Genomic DNA, 15,634 nt, shown 5'->3' with positions numbered 1-15,634 from the left:
TGGTCTTGCCTTTAGTTGTGTAGTCTGTAACCTGCGGCGGCGCCGCTCCTTTCGACCTAAGACATTCCGGAAAACCCACCCATGAAGCTTTCCTTGCGTTCGTCCGCTCTCGCCACGGCCACCGTTGCCGGTCTGCTGGTCCTCACCGCCTGCGGCAAGAAGGACGAACAGCAGAATGCCCCGGCCGCGGCCTCCACCGCGCCGGCGGCCGCCGCCACCGCCCCGGCCCATGCCGCGACGGCTCCGGTCGTTCCGGCCGCCACCACCACCGCCGCTGCCGCGCCGGCCGCCCAGCCCACCGCACCGGCTGCCCCGGCCGCCGCCAGCGAGTCGCTGAAGGTCGAGTCGGTCACCCTCGGCAACGCCGTGGGCAACGACAAGAAGGTCGCCAAGGCCAAGACCACGTTCACGCCGAACGAAAAGACGATCTACGCCTCGGTCGCCACCGACGGCACAAGCGCCGGCGCGACGCTGAACGCGAAGTGGACCTTCCAGGACGGCGAGACCGCGACCACGGTCAGCGACATCAGCCAGTCGATCAGCACCGATGGCCCGGCCGTCACCACGTTCAAGGTGCAGAACCCGAACGAGTGGCCGGAAGGCAAGTACAAGGTCGTCGTGTCGCTCAACGGCCAGGCCGTGGGCAACGAGTCGTTCGAGGTCAAGAAGAAGTAACTCTTCGTCCACTCGCATCGCCCAGAAGGCGCGGCTCCGGCCGCGCCTTTTCTTTTGGTTCATCGCGCAAGTGCGGGGATGCCGCATCAATGTTGCCCACGCCGCGAGGGTGGACGCCAAGGTCTCCCTGCGACTCCGCCCTGGTGCAACGCGCTCTGGCGCTCCCACGTTGCAAGACCGCCACGGTTCGCGGGATCGAACCATCCGGTCCGATCGCAGGATGCTCCCCGCCCATCCGCGATGACCGGCCCCCCTCGGAGCGCGTCGGGCGCTCGGCTACGGCTGCGTGAGCGCCGGACAGGGTGGATTTTCGTGAGCATCGTGACAAAGACCGGTGAGGCGGCGACTCACCGAGCCACGACGACTCTTTCAGGTCCCCGATGGTCGAATGCACGCAACCCGCCCCGGCGGGCGTCACGCATCGAAAGGAGAGGTCATGAACGAAGACGTCATCAAAGGCCAGTGGAAACAGCTCAAGGGAAGGATCAAGGCCAAGTGGGGCCAACTGACCGACGACGATCTCGACGTCGCCGAGGGCAATAGCGAATACCTGGCCGGCAGGATCCAGGAGCGTTACGGCAGGGCGAAGGACGACGTGGAGAAAGAAATCCACGCCTTCCGCAACGACATCGACCGCCAGTACTGATTTCCTCTCAACCTATCCAGGAGCCATCCTCATGCTGCATTGGGCCGTCATTTTCTTCGTGATCGCGATCATCGCCGCGATCTTCGGTTTCACCGGTATCGCCGCGGGCGCCGCCAGCATCGCGAAGATCCTTTTCGTGGTGTTCCTGATCCTGTTCATCCTGTCGCTGCTGTTCGGCGGCCTGCGCCGCGGTCCCCGCATCTAGCCGGTATCGCGTCTGGCCTGATCGAACGCCCCGGTCCACCGACCGGGGCGTTTTTCGTTAGGGCAGCCGCTTAAGATGGCGCCTCATCCGGATCCAACACCGGACCACCGGGGTGAGCGACACGATCGAAAGCGAGCGGCTTCTGCTGGGTCTCCCGCACGCCATGGACGCGTCGCGACTCGTGGCCCTGGTGACGCCGTCTGTCGGCCGATGGACATCCTGGCCCTTCCCCCTGACCGAACACGACGCCCTCGCACGCATCGCCGACGCGCGCGACGCCTTCGAACGTCGCACCCAGCTACCGTTGCTGATCGTCGAGAAAGCCACGGGTACGGCCGTGGGATGGGTCCGGGCGCGACGCGATGCGGTGGATACGCGACTGGGTTGGCTCGGTTACTGGATGGGCGACGCCTTTCTCGGTCGCGGCTTCATGCGTGAAGCCGTGCAGGCGCTCGTTCTCCGCCTGCCGGGCGTGCTCGACATCCTGTCGCTCGACGCGATGGTCCATCCTGACAACCTGCCCTCGACCCGTGTGCTCATGGCAGCCGGCATGACCTATGCCGGCACACTGACCAAAGGCGGCGACGACGACACCGTGTATCGGCGCTATCGCGTCGGAACGGGAAAGAGGCTCGACGAGGGGGAGCGATCGGACGGGCCCGTCGCCTGACAGGCGAGGATCGCGATGCGGAAAATGGCGCGCCCGGAGGGATTCGAACCCCCGACCAATGGCTTCGGAAGCCACTACTCTATCCGGCTGAGCTACGGGCGCGTAGATAGCGGACCGGCATTGTAGCCGGATTGCGGCACCCGGCCTAGTCCGGCGATCGCCGAGGCGGGCCTACCGGTCCGCTGTCGTCGGCAACCCGCGAATTGCCAGGCCTGGCAAGGCCCGGATCGCGCGCTGCCGAAACGACGCCACGTTTCCCCGCACCACCCATGGCGTGGCCCACCGGTACGCGGGCATGCTGTCGTCCACGATCCTTCAGGACGAAGGACCCGCCCGCACAAGGAGAGGTGCCATGCGCTGCAAGCCCGTCATCGTCATGCCTCGCGCCACGTTGCTGCACGACGTGTTCGAAGGGGCCCGCGTGCACCCCGGCGGCGCCTGCGTCGAGAGCAGGCACACCCGTTGGCGCATCGGTGATGGAGGCCGTCTGGCGCTGTCCGCCACGCATCCGCGCCAGCTGATCGCGCACTTCGACGACGACGCCGACCTGGTGATGCAGGTGCGCCACGCGCTTGGCGAGCACAGCCATTTCACCCTGTATTTCGACAGCACCGGCCTGACGAACGCTGCGCTGCTCACCACCCAGTTCGACGGGGAAGACGTCTGCGAATCGGCCATGATCGAGCCCGGCGTGGCGCTGGGCGTGGGCACGTGCCCCCTCGCCAACCGATGGCCCTATCCCACGGTGAACGAAGTCCGCATCGAGGGCACGGAGGGAAGCCGCCTGGTGATTCGCCAGGTCACCATCGCCGACTACGGCCTGCCGGTGAAACCCCGCGACGAAAAGAGGGCGCCTCCCGGCGCCCTCTTCCTTGTCACTTCGCCTTGTACAGCTCGCTGAGCCAGTCGGGCTTGCCCTTGTCCCGCTCCAGGTGCGGGTACTTCAGGCCGTCGTGGTAGTCGATGCGGATCGTCTTGTACTGGTCGAAGTTCTTCACCAGCAGTTCGATCGGCGCCGAGGTGCCCTTGGCGTCGGTGATGGCGTTCTTCAGCGCATCGCCGTCGAACTCCTTGCCGTTCACGGCGACGATGTGCATGCCGGGCGACAGGCCGGCCTTGAAGGCCGGGCCGTCCCAAAGCACGTCGGAGATGTCGCCCTTGGACGACACGCCGAAGCCCACCGAGTAGGTCACGTCGGTGTAGTGGCGCCGCCCTTCGGCGGCCTTCACCGCGTCGGACGGCTTGTCGGTGTAGACGAGCTTCCAGCCGCCACGCTCGATGCCTTCCAGGTCACCCTTGTGGCCGTCGATACGGTCATGCAGGTACTTGGCCCAATCGTAGGGAGCGATGCCGTTGAGCGTCTTCGCCACGTCGTCGAAGGTGTATGGGTTGACCTTCCAGTCGCCGTCGTTCATGCCGAAGAACGCCTTGGCGAAATCGTCAAGCGAGCGCTTGTTCTTGGTCAGTTCGCGCAGCTTGGTGTCGACGTCGAGCCACACCATCTGGCCGCCCGAGTAATAGTCTTCGCTCATCTGGTAGTTGCGATACGCAAGCGGACGGCGCTGGGCGATCGTCGGATCGTTGGTGGTGTCCTCGATGTTGCGCCAGGACAGGCCCGGGCGCCCCTTGTCGTAGGTGGCGGCCACGAAGGCGAGCAGATCGCGCGCCTGGTCCTGCGACACCAGGCCCGCACGCGCGGCGACCACGTTGCCCCAGAACTGCGTCTGGCCTTCGTACACCCACAGCAGGCTGTCGCCCATGGGCACGTTGAAGTTCGGCGTGGCCAGATCGGCGCCGCGGCGGTACTTGCCGTCCCAGGAGTGGTTGTATTCGTGCGCGAGCAGGTCGCGGCCGAGCCAGTTCTTGTCCCACTCGGTGAAGTAGCCCGGGGCCGCACTGTTTTCGGACGAGCGGTGATGCTCCAGGCCGATGCCGCCGAGCTTGTCGGTGAGCGCCAGCAGGAAGTCGTAATGGTTGTAGTGACGCGCGCCGTAGAGCTTGTCCATCTGCTTGACGAGGTTGCGGTGGATATCGAGCGCGTCGGGCTTGATCTCCAGCGACTTGGCGTCGTCGGCCACGATGTTCAGGTGCACGGGCGAGCGGCCGTTGGGGTCCAGGTCCACGCGCTTGAAGTAGCGGCCGGCGAAGACGGGCGAGTCGACGAGGTCGTCGAAATCGATCGGCTTGAAGCTGACGACGTCGCCGCTCTTGCTCGCCTGCTCGAGGGCCGACCCGTACTGGAAGCCGGCGGGCAGCTTCAGCGTGGCCTCGACCTGGATCTTGTCGGCGCGATAACCGGCGGGATACAAAGCCACCTGGTTCCACTGCACGTTGACGATATCCGGCGTCATCACGACGCGGCCCGCGCGCGAATCCTGCGGGGTCAGCGTCTGGAACTCCACCTCCACCGACGAGGCACCGGCGGGTACGTCGACGTGGAACGCGTAGACGTTGTACTCGTCGCGCTTCCATTCCAGGCGCTGGCCGTTGGCGTGCACGACCAGCCCGGCGAACTGCTCGATGGGGCCGGTGGGCGAATGGTGGCCCGGGATCCACTGCGGATAGAGCAGGGTGAGCGGGCCGGGTTGCGCCGGGATGGTTTCCTTGACGCGCAGGATCTTGCGATCGGTATCGGTGGCGTCGACGTCGAGCTTGAGGGTGCCGTTGAACGCGGCGTCCTGGATGGCGGGCACATCGTCGGCCGCGATGGCGGCCGAGGCGCCGAGGCCGGCCATGGCGGCCAGCAGCGCGGAAGCAAGAAGGGTGGATTTCACTGGGGTCTCCCGTGGAACAAAAGGCGCCCGGCCATTCCCTTCCGAGCGGATCGGCGCGCGGCTCGGGGAGCTCGCGCAGGGTACCGATGCTAGCGGCGGGGGGCGGATGGGCCCCATGCCAGAGGTCACGGTCGTGTGCCGATGGTCACGGCACGGCGCCCTGGCGGCAGGCGCCGACACGTGCGTTGCCGTCGAGGCCGCCTATAATCCGGCGTCCGCGGGCGCGCCCGCGACACGCCTCATTCTCAGGATCGGGTCACCAAGGGAGCCCCATGCACAAGTCGATCTCCACGACGGCCCTCGCCGTCGCCCTCCTCGCGCTGCCCGCCGTCGCCCTGGCGGACTCCGCGTCCGTCACGCAGACCGGCGCGTTCGTGTCGATCACCGGCGGCACGTCCCATTTCGACATCGACCGCGATCCCGCGGCGACGCGCTCGAAGGACGATGGCGACACCACCGGCTTCACCGTGCTCGGCGGCTACCGCTGGGTGGTGGCACGGCCGTTCCTGTTCGGCGTCGAAGGCGGTTACGTCAACCTGGGCAATCCCGGCTGGCGGGGCCAGTACGTCGGGCCGTCGGTGCAATACGACGTGCGCCAGAAGACCAAGGTCGACGGCCTGCTCATCGGCGTCAACGGCAAGTGGGATCTCCCCTACGACCTCACCGTGACGGCGCGCGTCGGCGTGGCGCACCTTCGCGCGCGCAACGACATCACCGAAGTCGGCGGCTTCCTCGTCTCACCGCCCTCGACGCTGACGATGCACGACCAGACCCATACCAACCGCGTGTACGCCGGCGTGGGCTTTGGCTACGACTTCGACGAAAACCTCGGCCTCACGCTCAGCTACGATCGCTACAGCTTCAAGGCCGAAAGCGCGCTGGACCCCGGCCGCACGGCCAACGTGGGCCTGCTTGGCCTGACGCTGGAATACCGGTTCTGGTAATGACACGCGGGGAAGGCAGGCCGCTACCTTCCCCGTCGACGCATCGCTACATACGCATCGAAAGACCGACATCAGGCTGAGGGGCAAGCTCCTGCTCCCGGCCCAACTGCCGTTGCTGCAGGTGATCGTTGGCCGCCTCCAGCGGAGCGATGGTTTGTTCCACCGACTGCATGACGGCCTGCGACGCGTCGAAGGACGCCCAACGCGTGCGAGGGTCATCCACGTTACCGTCGAACGCCTGCATGACGTGGAGGATCGGCCGGAACTCACCCTTCGGGCCTTTGCCGAACTCGATGTCGGTCACCGAGGTCATGTGGCCTCGCTTAGCTTCCACAAGCGCCGCGGCGCTGACCCGTTCCAGATGGGCCTTGCTCAGGTCGATGCCGTGCCGCGCGTGAAGCTCGCCCATCTGGAGGTAGATGGATTGGTACATCCGATGATCCGGGTGCTGTTCGTGCCGCGGGTCGTTGCGCGGCAGCGCCGGGTTGGACCGATCCGGAACCGCAGTCACGCGTGAGGCATCCGCTGCCATCGGCCCCGGCGTGAAGGTGAAAGCTTCACCATCCGTCGCGGGAAATACCTGCACGGCGGAACGGCCCTGGCGCTGCCCAATCGGAGCGGTGCGCGGCGACGCCAGATGGATATCCGCCAGTTGCATGGGTACGGCGGGCTCTTGCGCCGACACGGGCGCACTGGCGATCCGTTCCGCCAGCGCGGGATCCAACGGCGCCGGTGGCTCGCAGTAGATCACCGGACGGCAGTTCGACGGCGAGACCTCGGCACCGAGCACGTCGCGTTCGCCGTTCTGCGTGAAGTGAGATGTCCGATAGAAGAACGCATGTTCGTCCGAGTGGCTGATGACATACCGCGACGGATCTAAGGGCTCTGGCTGGCGCTCCAGCAACGGCACCTCGCTATGCGCGTTGATGAAATCGGTCATGAGGTTGCCGTTGATCACCGACAGGCCATCAGCGTGATAACCGCCCCCGATATCGGAATGCGCCCCGGGTACGACCACACCCAGGAAGCGTCCATCCACCGACTGCCCGGGACGGATAATCTGGGTGGCGGGAAACAGGTTGCGCCGCTCGTCGCGTGCATAGATCTGGAAGCCGGAAACCACTGACGGTGGAAGGCGTCGATCGTGCGCGTGCGGATGTCCTGTGCCGACAGGATCGAATAGGCCGACGACCTGGGGAATCGTGCCTGGGGAAATGAGTTGATGTGTTCCGTCACGCTCACCTATCTGGACACCTAACTCGTGAACCATGCGAGTAAAACCGGCCGCCTGCTCGGCCCCGCGGCTAAATCCGGTTGAAATCACAGAGATATCAACTCCTGGATCCGTTCGCCGCCATTCTTCAACCGCATCAACCAGATAGCCATACATCTTTTTGAGGCGGTCGTCGTACGTGTATCCCACGGCGCCATCCGCGAGGCGCCCGATCAGGTTGGCCTGAGTGCCAGGCCCAGCAACGTAGCCGACAGCGACCCTTCGATCCCGAGATGGATCGAGCATCTGCGACGTGAGCTTTCCGACGTTAGTCGCGTGCTCCCGATCCGACACCAAGTCGTTTCCCGTCCCATCAAAAAAAGCGAAAAATACTCTTTCTCTTGAGTTTCCATGACGCAAAAGCAATGGAACTCTCATCTGAGAAAGTTTATACGCAGCCGCTTCGTATATCGCTATATCAGAAATGGACAATGGGTCACCACCCACCTCATCAATCCGTGCGCCATCGGGTCCAATCTTATGTCTTTCCATGCAAAAACTCTCCTTAAAATACCTTTCGATACGCCAGAACAATGTCATTGTTGAAGTCACTACGCGGATTGCCCGGAATAGCAGGCTTTTTCAGTCGAATGAAAGGCTTCATATAGACGGACAATTCGCGGTCGTTGATGATCAAAACAATCGCCGGACTATGTGGCTTCACATTCTCGGCGATGTCTTCAATCGGTACGTTATGAAGAATCACCTGGCGACGGAATATCGAAGCCATATCGATATCCGCCGTGTGCGTCGCGCCATCGAGTGACTTCCACGTGGCGTGAGCGGGCGCAGGAAAGTTCTCTATGCCAAGCACATAGCCTGAGAACCAATCGAGGTCGCCCTTCTGCATGGCATCCGATCTAACCTCATCGTCCTTCTTGACCACGTACATATTGTTGTAGTCGACTCGACATCCAAACGTATCGAAGCAGCGAGCCGTAAATCGATGATCAGAGAACCTGAATTCTCCATTCTTCGCCGCAGCACCCGTCCACCAACCGCCAGCACAGCCAGAAAGCACCAAAGCCATACCCATCGAAAATGAAATAACGCGCCATCCCTTCTTCAACCTGATCTCCTTAAAAATATGACAACGCCCTAAGACATCGCAGATAACCCTTCTGTCGACGTGTCGCTACATACGCATCGAAAGACCGACATCGGGCTGCCGGGCAAGCTCATGCTCCCGGCCCAACTGCCGTTGCTGCAGGTGTTCGTTGGTCGCCTCCAGCGGAGCATTGGTTTGTCCCACCGACTGCATGACGGCCTGCGACGCGTCGAAGGACGCCCAACGCGTGCGGGCGTCATCCACGTTCCCGTCGAACGCCTGCATGACGTGGAAGGCCGGGCAGAACTCACCCTGCGCGCCTTTGCCGAAACCGATGGCGGTCACGGGCGTCACATGGCCTCGCTTGGCTTCGAACAACGCATGTTCGCAGGGATGGCTGATGACGTACCGCGACGGGTCCAGCGGCACGGGCTGGTGTTCCAGCAACGGCACATCGCTGTGCGCGTTGATGAAATCGGTCATGAGGTTGCCGTTGATCACCGACAGGCCATCGGCGTGATAACCGCCCCCGATATCGGAATGCGCCCCGGGCACGACCACACCCAGGAAGCGTCCATCCGCCGACAGCCCCGGACGGATGATCTGGGTGGCGGGAAACAGGTTGCGCCGCTCGTCGCGTGCATAGATCTGGAAGCCGGAAACCACTGACGGTGGAAGGCGCCGATCGTGCGCGTGCGGATGTCCTGTGCCGACAGGATCGAACAAGGCAACGACCTGCGGAATCTGCCCCGGGGGAATGAGTTGATGTGTTCCGTCAGCCCCTTTCGTCTGGATGCCTCGCTCGTGGACCATGCGAGTAAAGCCCGCCGCCTGCTCGGCGCCGCGACTAAATCCGGCTGAAACGACAGCTAATTGAATTTCTGGGTCATCGTTGCCCCAAATGGCTGCCTGCTTGACCAAAGCGCGATACATCCGCTCCAGCCGCCCGTAATACGAGTAGCCGATTGCTCCGTCCACAACCTTTTGAACGAAAAAAGGCTGTGTTCCGGGACCAGCGACGTATGCCGGAAAGATTCTTTTGTCGGACGGCTTATCAAGCAAATGCAACGCGAATTTGCCAACGCTTGCGGCGTGCTCCCCGTCTGAATTCACGTCGTTGCCTGTGCCATCGAAAAAGGAAAAAAATAGCCTTTGGTGAGGATTCTCTGCATGCAAAAGAACGGGAACCTTCAATAGCGAAAGGCTAGCTGCTGCGGAACCATAAAGCTCAACATCGGCGGCGGACATCCCGTGACTCCCCACCTCATCCAGCAGCGACCCTTCGGGCCCCATCCTATGTTTTTCCATGCGAAACATCTCCTAGAACGTTTTCTTGTAAGCAAGAACGAGATCATTATTGAATTGACTGTACGGATCACCTTGCACACGCCTCTTCCTGAGCCAGATGAAAGGCCTCATGTAAACAAGCAAATCGCGGTTATTCACCACGACGATGATGGCTGGAGATTCCGGCCTGACGCTGCCATCCATATCGCCTCGCGGAACGCCATGAAGAACCACCTGACGACGAAAGATGGAGGCCACATCGACATCCGCCTCGTGCTTCTCGCCATCGATCGACGTCCATGCCACATGGGCCGGCGGGGAAAGTTATCGATACCCACCAGATGTCCGGCCAGGCTATCGAGATCCGAGCACCGAAGAGGGGGCGATCTCTTGCCGTCTGAGTCCTTGACCAAGTACATACCGTTGTAGGCAATGCGGCATCCAAACGCATCGAAACAGCGAGCACCGAAATCGTGATCGCCAAACGTCAACTCACCGTCTTTCAACGCATGACCACTCAAGTTCTTAAGCGTGCAGCCACTGGCCACGAACGTCACAAGTGCCAGTACGACTGTCGACAAGCGACCCATCATTAATGACCTCCACTACACCTAAACGGTCCGCCAATGCTCAATGCAGGCACCTCGCACGTATCTACAGTGGGCGTCGTGACATGCCCAGCACCCTTTGAATGGTTGCCAAGCGCCAATACCCTCGGTTTAACCTTCGGCAATAAGCGCTTCCTGAAAAATCGCTCTTCGTAATACCGAATCCTGTCGCACATCACCGGATGCGGAATGCCTTCATAGAAGAAGACCTGCTTGTCTTTGCTCATCGCCTTTAGCTCCTGCGGCAGCATCAACGCGCGCCGCTCGTCGTGGCGGCTACGGCTGACCTCCCCGCGGGTTCGGGACGTATTTTCCTGGCGCACGGTCGTGTAACCGAGCATCTCCGAGTAGTCGTTGGCGTCACGCTGCTCGCGTGGCGTGTAGACGATCTGCAAGGCGTGGTTGGTAACGAAGGTGCGCGCCACATCCGCGCCATAGGTGGCCTCTAGTTGAGAGAGACTCTGGATAATCGGCAACAAACGGAGGTTGTAGCCGGCGATGAACGACACGGCATGGGCAAGGATGTCGATCTTGCCGATGGCGGTGAACTCGTCCATGAGCAGCAGGCACGGATACTTGAGCGCCTTGTTCTGCTGCGGAAGTTCCCGGGTATTGAGCTTGATGAGCTGACTGAAGAAGAGATTCACGATGATCCGGCATTCGGCGAGCTTGTTCGGCTGGATGCCGATATAGATCGTCGTCTTTCTTTCGCGAAGGCGCGTCAGCAGGAAATCGTCGCCGCTCGTGGCGGCGTCCATCACCGGATTGAGGAAGATGTTCAGCGGCTCCCGGAAGCTACCCATGATCGACGCGAAGGTCCGGTCCTCCTGCGAAAGCAGGTTGGCGAAGGCGTTGCGGGTGTGACTGCCGACGAAGGGCGCGTCGGCGAGGCTGCGGAAGTAGTCTTTCGTATCGCCACCGTCGCCCGTGGATAGCCTGAAGATTTCGCCGAGCGTCGGTGCGACCGCGTCCCGGCCGCCGGCCTTCTGCGCGTCGTAGCGCTCGAAGAGAAACAGCGCGAAAGCCAGGAACGCGTTACGCGACTGGCTTACCCAGAAGCCCTGCGACGCCGTGCCGTCCGGGTAGAGCGTCTCGCCGATCGACATGAGGTCGGAAACGCGGAAGACGCCATCAGACACGTAGTGCAATGGATTCCACCGCGACGTCCGTCCATCCTCGGCGAACGGGTTGAACAGGTGCACGTCCTGGCCTTGCGCGGCACGCCAGCCGCTGGTGAGGTCGAAGTTCTCCTGCTTGATGTCGAGGACCACGATCGAACCGTCGTAGGTCAGAAGATTGGGAATGACGATGCCGACGCCTTTGCCACTGCGCGTAGGCGCCGCGAGCAGGGCGAACTGCTGGCCCGGCATGCGGATGAGCCGACGTCCCAGGCGGCCGACCACGAGCCCCGTGGGCGACGGGTCGAACATGCCGTGTCTGGCGAGGTCGGCGCGGCGCGCGAAGCGCGCCTCGCCGTAGAGCGAGCCCTTCGAACGCCGCCACAGCAGCACCATGACCACGCCGAACACGAACACGGGGACGCCGATGCCCAAGGCGCCGGCGAGATGAATACGCCAGGCGACGGACGCGTACGCGGGTCGCTGAGCCGCGTTGGCGTACTGCCACCAGGCATGCCAGGGCGGCGAAGCATCGAAGCCGAGCAAACGATACGTGAGATAGGCCGATCCATGGAGTGCCGCCACGAGCGTGGCGACACCGGCCGTCAGTGCGACGGCGATCCTTCCAGGCGACATGCGGCGGGCGTTCCTTCCATACGGTGCAGGAACGTCATGCTTCGTCCTGGCGCCCTGCCTTGCAAATCGGCGGGCGCGGATTCAGGCACAGGCCAGCGCTGATGCGACCGTCAGGCATCCGGCGACTCACGCCGCCGGATACCATGCAAACGTGACAAGTGAGATTCGCCTCAAACCCAAAAGGTGGCATACCGCGCATCCCGCTCGTCGACGACGACGCCGCCCACCAGTCCGGGTGTGGAGGCGCGCGATGGGCTCAGCGCGAGGGGATCTTCAACCCGCGCTGCACGGCCGGCCGGGACATGCCACGTTCGAGCCACGCGGCGAGGTTCGGATAGTCGTCGAAACCGACCAGTTCACGTGCGTCGTAGAACGTGATGAGGTTGTTGACCCAGCCGAGCGTCGCGATGTCGGCGATGGTGTAATCCTCGCCCATGATCCATGGGCCGTCGGCGAGCCGTGCGTCGAGGATGCCAAGCAGGCGCTTCGACTCGGCCACGTAGCGCTCGAGCGGCCGTTTGTCTTCGTAGTCGCGGCCGGCGAATTTGTGGAAGAACCCCACTTGCCCGAACATCGGGCCCACGCCGGACATCTGGAAGTGCAGCCACTGGATCGTCTCCCAGCGGCGCGCCGGGTCCTGCGGAATGAACCGGCCGGTCTTCTCGGCGAGGTAGTGCAGGATGGCGCCGGATTCGGCCAGCGCGAGCGGCTTGCCGCCCGGACCGTCGGGATCGATGATCGCGGGAATCTTCCCGTTCGGATTGAGCGACGCGAATGCCGGCGACTTGCTCTCGCCCTTGAGGATGTCGACCAGGTGCGCCTCGTAAGGCAGGCCCAGCTCTTCCAGCAGGATCGAGACCTTCACTCCGTTGGGCGTGTTGAGCGAATACAGCTGGAGACGCTCGGGATGCGTCGCCGGCCAACGCTGCGTGATGGGAAAATCCGAGAGATCGACAGCCATGGAGATTCCTTCGTGAGGACGAAAACACGAAGGTAGGCGCCCGCCCCCGCACATTCAAGCAACGCGCGGACCGGGCGCCGTCACGTCGTCGTCATGGGCCTCGGTTGAGCTTGCTGTGCCTTACGCCGTAGGTGAAGTACACGATCAGGCCCAGCGCCATCCAGATGGCGAACCGCTCGAAGGTGATCCACGGGAGACCCCAGATCAGCGCCAGCGAGAAGAGGATCCCCAGCGGCGCCACGAACCACACGGCCGGCGTGCGGAACTTGCGCTCCAGACCCGGTTTGCGCACGCGCAGCACGAGCACCGATACGCAGATGAGGATGAACGCGCTGAGCGTCCCGATGTTGACCAGTTCCGCGACCTCGCCGATGGGCAACAAGCCGGCGACGACCGCGGTGAACAGGCCCAGGATCATGGTCGGCCGCGCCGGCGTGCCGAAGCGTGGATGTACGCGGGAGAACCATGCGGGCAGCAGGCCGTCGCGCGAGAGGGCGAACCAGATGCGGGCGGCACCGAGCATGAACGCGAAGAGCACACTGATCACGCCGATCACCGCGGCGACGGCGACGATGTTGCTGATCCACGGCAGGCCGATGGCGTTGAACGCGTCCGAGACCGATGCCTCGCCGCCGAGGCGCGTGTAGGGCACGATGCCGGTCAGCACCAGCGACACCGCGATGTAGAGCACCATCGCCACCGCCAGCGACAACAGCACCGCGCGCGGCAGGTCGCGTTGCGGATCGCGCGCCTCTTCGGCCGCGGTGGTCAGGGTGTCGTAGCCGAACACGGCGAAGAAGACGACGCTGGCGCCGGTCAAGACGCCGTGCCAGCCGAAATGACCCGTCCCGTTGGCGTCGACGACGCGTTCGGGGATGAAGGGATGCCAGTGCGAGGTGTCGATGAAAAACGCCCCGACGCCGATCACCAGCATCACGCCGAGCACCTTGATGCCAACGATGAAGGTGTTCAGCCGCGCGCCCCATTCCGTGCGCACCGAGAGAAGGATCGCCACGAGCAGCGAGATACCCGCCGCGATCACGTTGAAGCGATGGCCGTCCGTCGGCGCAGGCACCGGCTCGCCGACGTGCACGCCCAACGATCCGAGCGCACGCTGCCAGTAGAACGCCATGGTGTCGGCGCTCATGCTCTTCTGCGCCCATTCGGGCAGGTGCACGCCCGCGGTCGCCAGCAGCACCTGCACGTAGCCCGACCAGCCGATGGCGACCACGGCCACCACCAGGGCGTATTCGAGGAGGAGGTCCCAGCCGATGATCCAGGCGGCGCCTTCGCCGAGCACGGCGTAGCCGTAGGTGTAGGCGCTGCCGGTGACCGGGATCAGCCCGGCGAACTCCGCATAGCACAACGCAGCGCACGCGCTGCCGAGCCCGGCAATGATGAAGCTCAGCGCCACCGCCGGGCCGGCGTTCACCGCCGCCTGCTGGCCCGCGAGGACAAAGATGCCCACGCCGATGATGCCGCCGATACCGATGGCGGTGAGTTGCCACAGGCCCAGCACGCGGCGGAAATCGCGACGTTGGCCGACTTCCGCCTGCAACTGCTCGACGGATTTGTGGCGGAGGAACCGGGCTAGCGACATGGGAATCCCTGGGCGTGCATTGGCCGGGGATCATAACGGGCGGGGCCCGGGTGTGTCGTCGGGCGGGTGCAGCATCCCACCTACGGCAAACCCCGACGCCCCGCCCGCCGATCGGCTCAGCGGCCGTCGACGGCCCGGCGGCCCAACGCGGGGTCGTCGGTGAAGAACGCATCGATACCGGTCGCCAGGTAGGCTCGGATCTCCTTCACCGAGCCCTCTTCGTTGCGCGCCGCATCCCCGGCACCGTCGCGGAAATCCGCCGCGAGGAAGTGGTTCTCCGGCCGGAAGGTATAGGGATGCACCTCCAGCCCGGCCGCGTGGGCGTCGCGCACCAGCGTCGAGACGGGGGCGAGGCGCCCGTCCTTGTCCAGTGGGATGATGCTGCGGATCGACGGCCCGATCGCATCCGCATAGCCTCGGATCGCCTTCAGCCCGGCCGGCGTCATCATCGCGCCGTAGGTCGTACCCGGCTCGTCCGCCGGATGGGCGTCCGCTGCATCCATGAGTTGCAGGAGGCGGATGTTCGGATGCGCGGTGCCGAGCTTCTCGTGGAGATACTTCAGGTTGCCCACTTCGAACGACTGGATCTCCACCGGCGCCGTGCGCGTATAGGCGTGCGCGGCAAGCACCGCCAGGAGACGGTCTTCCATCGGCAGGCCGATGCCACGGAAATAGGTGCCGTGCTTGATCTCGGGAATGATGCCGATGACACGGCCACGGGCGGAGGACTCGGCCGCCACGAACTCGATCATCTCCTCGAACGTCGGCACCGTGAACTGACCGTCGTAGGTCGCGTTGTGCTTGCGGATGTCGGGCAGGCGCTCGCGGGCGCGCAACGTCTTCAGTTCGGCGAGGGTGAAGTCCTCGGTGAACCAGCCATCGATGCGCACGCCATCCACGGTCTTCGTGGTGCGACGCGACGCGAACTCCGGGTGCGAGGCGACATCGGTGGTACCGCCGATCTCGTTCTCGTGGCGGATGACCAGCACGCCATCCTTGGTGGCCACCAGATCGGGTTCGACCACGTCGGCGCCGTCCTGGATCGCCACCGCGTAGGATGCCAACGTGTGTTCCGGGCGCAGGGCGCTCGCGCCGCGATGGCCGATGACCCGCACCTTCGCGGCCAGCGGCTGGGCGGATTCCGCGTTCAGGCTCATGGGCGACGCTCCGAGCAGCAGGGCAAGAACGC

Annotated in this window: 13 protein-coding genes, 1 tRNA gene and 1 pseudogene; 6 read left to right on the top strand and 9 right to left on the bottom strand. The window is 63.8% G+C overall.

Going from position 1 to position 15,634, the window contains the following annotated elements:
- Window positions 1-81: 81 nt before the first annotated feature.
- The 4 genes from PI246_RS11790 (at window position 82) to PI246_RS11775 (ending at window position 2,196) form a co-directional block, all read left to right on the top strand.
- Window positions 82-675 (top strand): ML domain-containing protein, encoded by a 594-nt coding sequence (locus PI246_RS11790; protein ID WP_320551487.1) that lies wholly within the window; start codon window positions 82-84, stop codon window positions 673-675.
- A gap of 436 nt (window positions 676-1,111) precedes the next feature.
- Window positions 1,112-1,321 (top strand): CsbD family protein, encoded by a 210-nt coding sequence (locus tag PI246_RS11785; RefSeq protein WP_320551486.1) that lies wholly within the window; start codon window positions 1,112-1,114, stop codon window positions 1,319-1,321.
- A 31-nt stretch (window positions 1,322-1,352) separates the two neighbouring features.
- On the top strand, window positions 1,353-1,526 hold the full coding sequence (locus tag PI246_RS11780; RefSeq protein WP_144916766.1) for a DUF1328 domain-containing protein: 174 nt from the start codon (window positions 1,353-1,355) through the stop codon (window positions 1,524-1,526).
- Between the two features lie 112 nt (window positions 1,527-1,638).
- On the top strand, window positions 1,639-2,196 hold the full coding sequence (locus PI246_RS11775) for a GNAT family N-acetyltransferase (RefSeq protein WP_320551485.1): 558 nt from the start codon (window positions 1,639-1,641) through the stop codon (window positions 2,194-2,196).
- A gap of 25 nt (window positions 2,197-2,221) precedes the next feature.
- On the opposite strand, the gene PI246_RS11770 is transcribed toward PI246_RS11775, so the two are convergent.
- Window positions 2,222-2,298: transfer RNA gene (locus tag PI246_RS11770), tRNA-Arg, on the bottom strand.
- Between the two features lie 250 nt (window positions 2,299-2,548).
- Between PI246_RS11770 and PI246_RS11765 the strand changes: the two genes are divergently transcribed.
- Window positions 2,549-3,097: a hypothetical protein gene (locus tag PI246_RS11765; RefSeq protein WP_320551484.1), complete on the top strand. Its 549-nt coding sequence runs from the start codon at window positions 2,549-2,551 to the stop codon at window positions 3,095-3,097.
- On the opposite strand, the gene PI246_RS11760 is transcribed toward PI246_RS11765, so the two are convergent.
- Window positions 3,072-4,931 (bottom strand): M61 family metallopeptidase, encoded by a 1,860-nt coding sequence (locus tag PI246_RS11760; RefSeq protein ID WP_320551707.1) that lies wholly within the window; start codon window positions 4,929-4,931, stop codon window positions 3,072-3,074. The genes PI246_RS11765 and PI246_RS11760 overlap by 26 nt on opposite strands.
- A 311-nt stretch (window positions 4,932-5,242) precedes the next feature.
- Between PI246_RS11760 and PI246_RS11755 the strand changes: the two genes are divergently transcribed.
- Entirely contained in the window at window positions 5,243-5,914 is a 672-nt protein-coding gene (locus PI246_RS11755; protein ID WP_320551483.1) for an outer membrane protein, read from the top strand.
- A 46-nt stretch (window positions 5,915-5,960) separates the two neighbouring features.
- On the opposite strand, the gene PI246_RS11750 is transcribed toward PI246_RS11755, so the two are convergent.
- The 7 genes and pseudogenes from PI246_RS11750 to PI246_RS11720 all read right to left on the bottom strand — a co-directional run bounded on the left by PI246_RS11750 (window position 5,961) and on the right by PI246_RS11720 (window position 15,602).
- Entirely contained in the window at window positions 5,961-7,679 is a 1,719-nt protein-coding gene (locus PI246_RS11750; protein WP_320551482.1) for a DUF2235 domain-containing protein, read from the bottom strand.
- A 13-nt stretch (window positions 7,680-7,692) separates the two neighbouring features.
- The gene (locus PI246_RS11745; protein ID WP_320551481.1) at window positions 7,693-8,256 is read right to left on the bottom strand and encodes a hypothetical protein; all 564 of its coding nucleotides are present in this window, start codon (window positions 8,254-8,256) and stop codon (window positions 7,693-7,695) included.
- 66 nt (window positions 8,257-8,322) lie between these two features.
- Window positions 8,323-9,483 carry a phospholipase effector Tle1 domain-containing protein gene (locus tag PI246_RS11740; protein ID WP_320551480.1) on the bottom strand — a complete coding sequence of 387 codons (1,161 nt, stop codon included), beginning with the start codon at window positions 9,481-9,483 and terminating at the stop codon, window positions 8,323-8,325.
- 739 nt (window positions 9,484-10,222) lie between these two features.
- Window positions 10,223-11,884, bottom strand: a pseudogene (locus PI246_RS11735) (type IV secretory system conjugative DNA transfer family protein); the annotation flags it as partial.
- Window positions 11,885-12,140: 256 nt separating this feature from the next.
- Window positions 12,141-12,845 (bottom strand): glutathione S-transferase N-terminal domain-containing protein, encoded by a 705-nt coding sequence (locus PI246_RS11730; protein WP_320551479.1) that lies wholly within the window; start codon window positions 12,843-12,845, stop codon window positions 12,141-12,143.
- Window positions 12,846-12,936: 91 nt separating this feature from the next.
- Window positions 12,937-14,445, bottom strand: coding sequence for an amino acid permease (locus PI246_RS11725; protein ID WP_320551478.1), 1,509 nt, complete (start codon window positions 14,443-14,445; stop codon window positions 12,937-12,939).
- A 116-nt stretch (window positions 14,446-14,561) separates the two neighbouring features.
- Window positions 14,562-15,602, bottom strand: a complete 1,041-nt coding sequence (locus PI246_RS11720; RefSeq protein WP_320551477.1) for a glycerophosphodiester phosphodiesterase — start codon at window positions 15,600-15,602, stop codon at window positions 14,562-14,564.
- Window positions 15,603-15,634 lie beyond the last annotated feature (32 nt).

The organism is Luteibacter sahnii (assembly GCF_034063545.1).
Classification (GTDB): Bacteria; Pseudomonadota; Gammaproteobacteria; order Xanthomonadales; family Rhodanobacteraceae; genus Luteibacter; species Luteibacter sahnii.
The sequence above is the reverse complement of the archived record's forward strand: the minus strand, read 5'-3'. Positions and strand labels throughout refer to the sequence as shown.

Coding starts and splice junctions, on each gene's coding strand:
- PI246_RS11765 (WP_320551484.1), top strand. CDS start 2,549: ATGCGCTGCAAGCCCGTCATCGTCATGCCTCGCGCCACGTTGCTGCAC.
- PI246_RS11755 (WP_320551483.1), top strand. CDS start 5,243: ATGCACAAGTCGATCTCCACGACGGCCCTCGCCGTCGCCCTCCTCGCG.
- PI246_RS11750 (WP_320551482.1), bottom strand. CDS start 7,679: ATGGAAAGACATAAGATTGGACCCGATGGCGCACGGATTGATGAGGTG.
- PI246_RS11760 (WP_320551707.1), bottom strand. CDS start 4,931: ATGGCCGGCCTCGGCGCCTCGGCCGCCATCGCGGCCGACGATGTGCCC.
- PI246_RS11785 (WP_320551486.1), top strand. CDS start 1,112: ATGAACGAAGACGTCATCAAAGGCCAGTGGAAACAGCTCAAGGGAAGG.
- PI246_RS11725 (WP_320551478.1), bottom strand. CDS start 14,445: ATGTCGCTAGCCCGGTTCCTCCGCCACAAATCCGTCGAGCAGTTGCAG.
- PI246_RS11780 (WP_144916766.1), top strand. CDS start 1,353: ATGCTGCATTGGGCCGTCATTTTCTTCGTGATCGCGATCATCGCCGCG.
- PI246_RS11790 (WP_320551487.1), top strand. CDS start 82: ATGAAGCTTTCCTTGCGTTCGTCCGCTCTCGCCACGGCCACCGTTGCC.
- PI246_RS11730 (WP_320551479.1), bottom strand. CDS start 12,845: ATGGCTGTCGATCTCTCGGATTTTCCCATCACGCAGCGTTGGCCGGCG.
- PI246_RS11740 (WP_320551480.1), bottom strand. CDS start 9,483: ATGTCCGCCGCCGATGTTGAGCTTTATGGTTCCGCAGCAGCTAGCCTT.
- PI246_RS11720 (WP_320551477.1), bottom strand. CDS start 15,602: ATGAGCCTGAACGCGGAATCCGCCCAGCCGCTGGCCGCGAAGGTGCGG.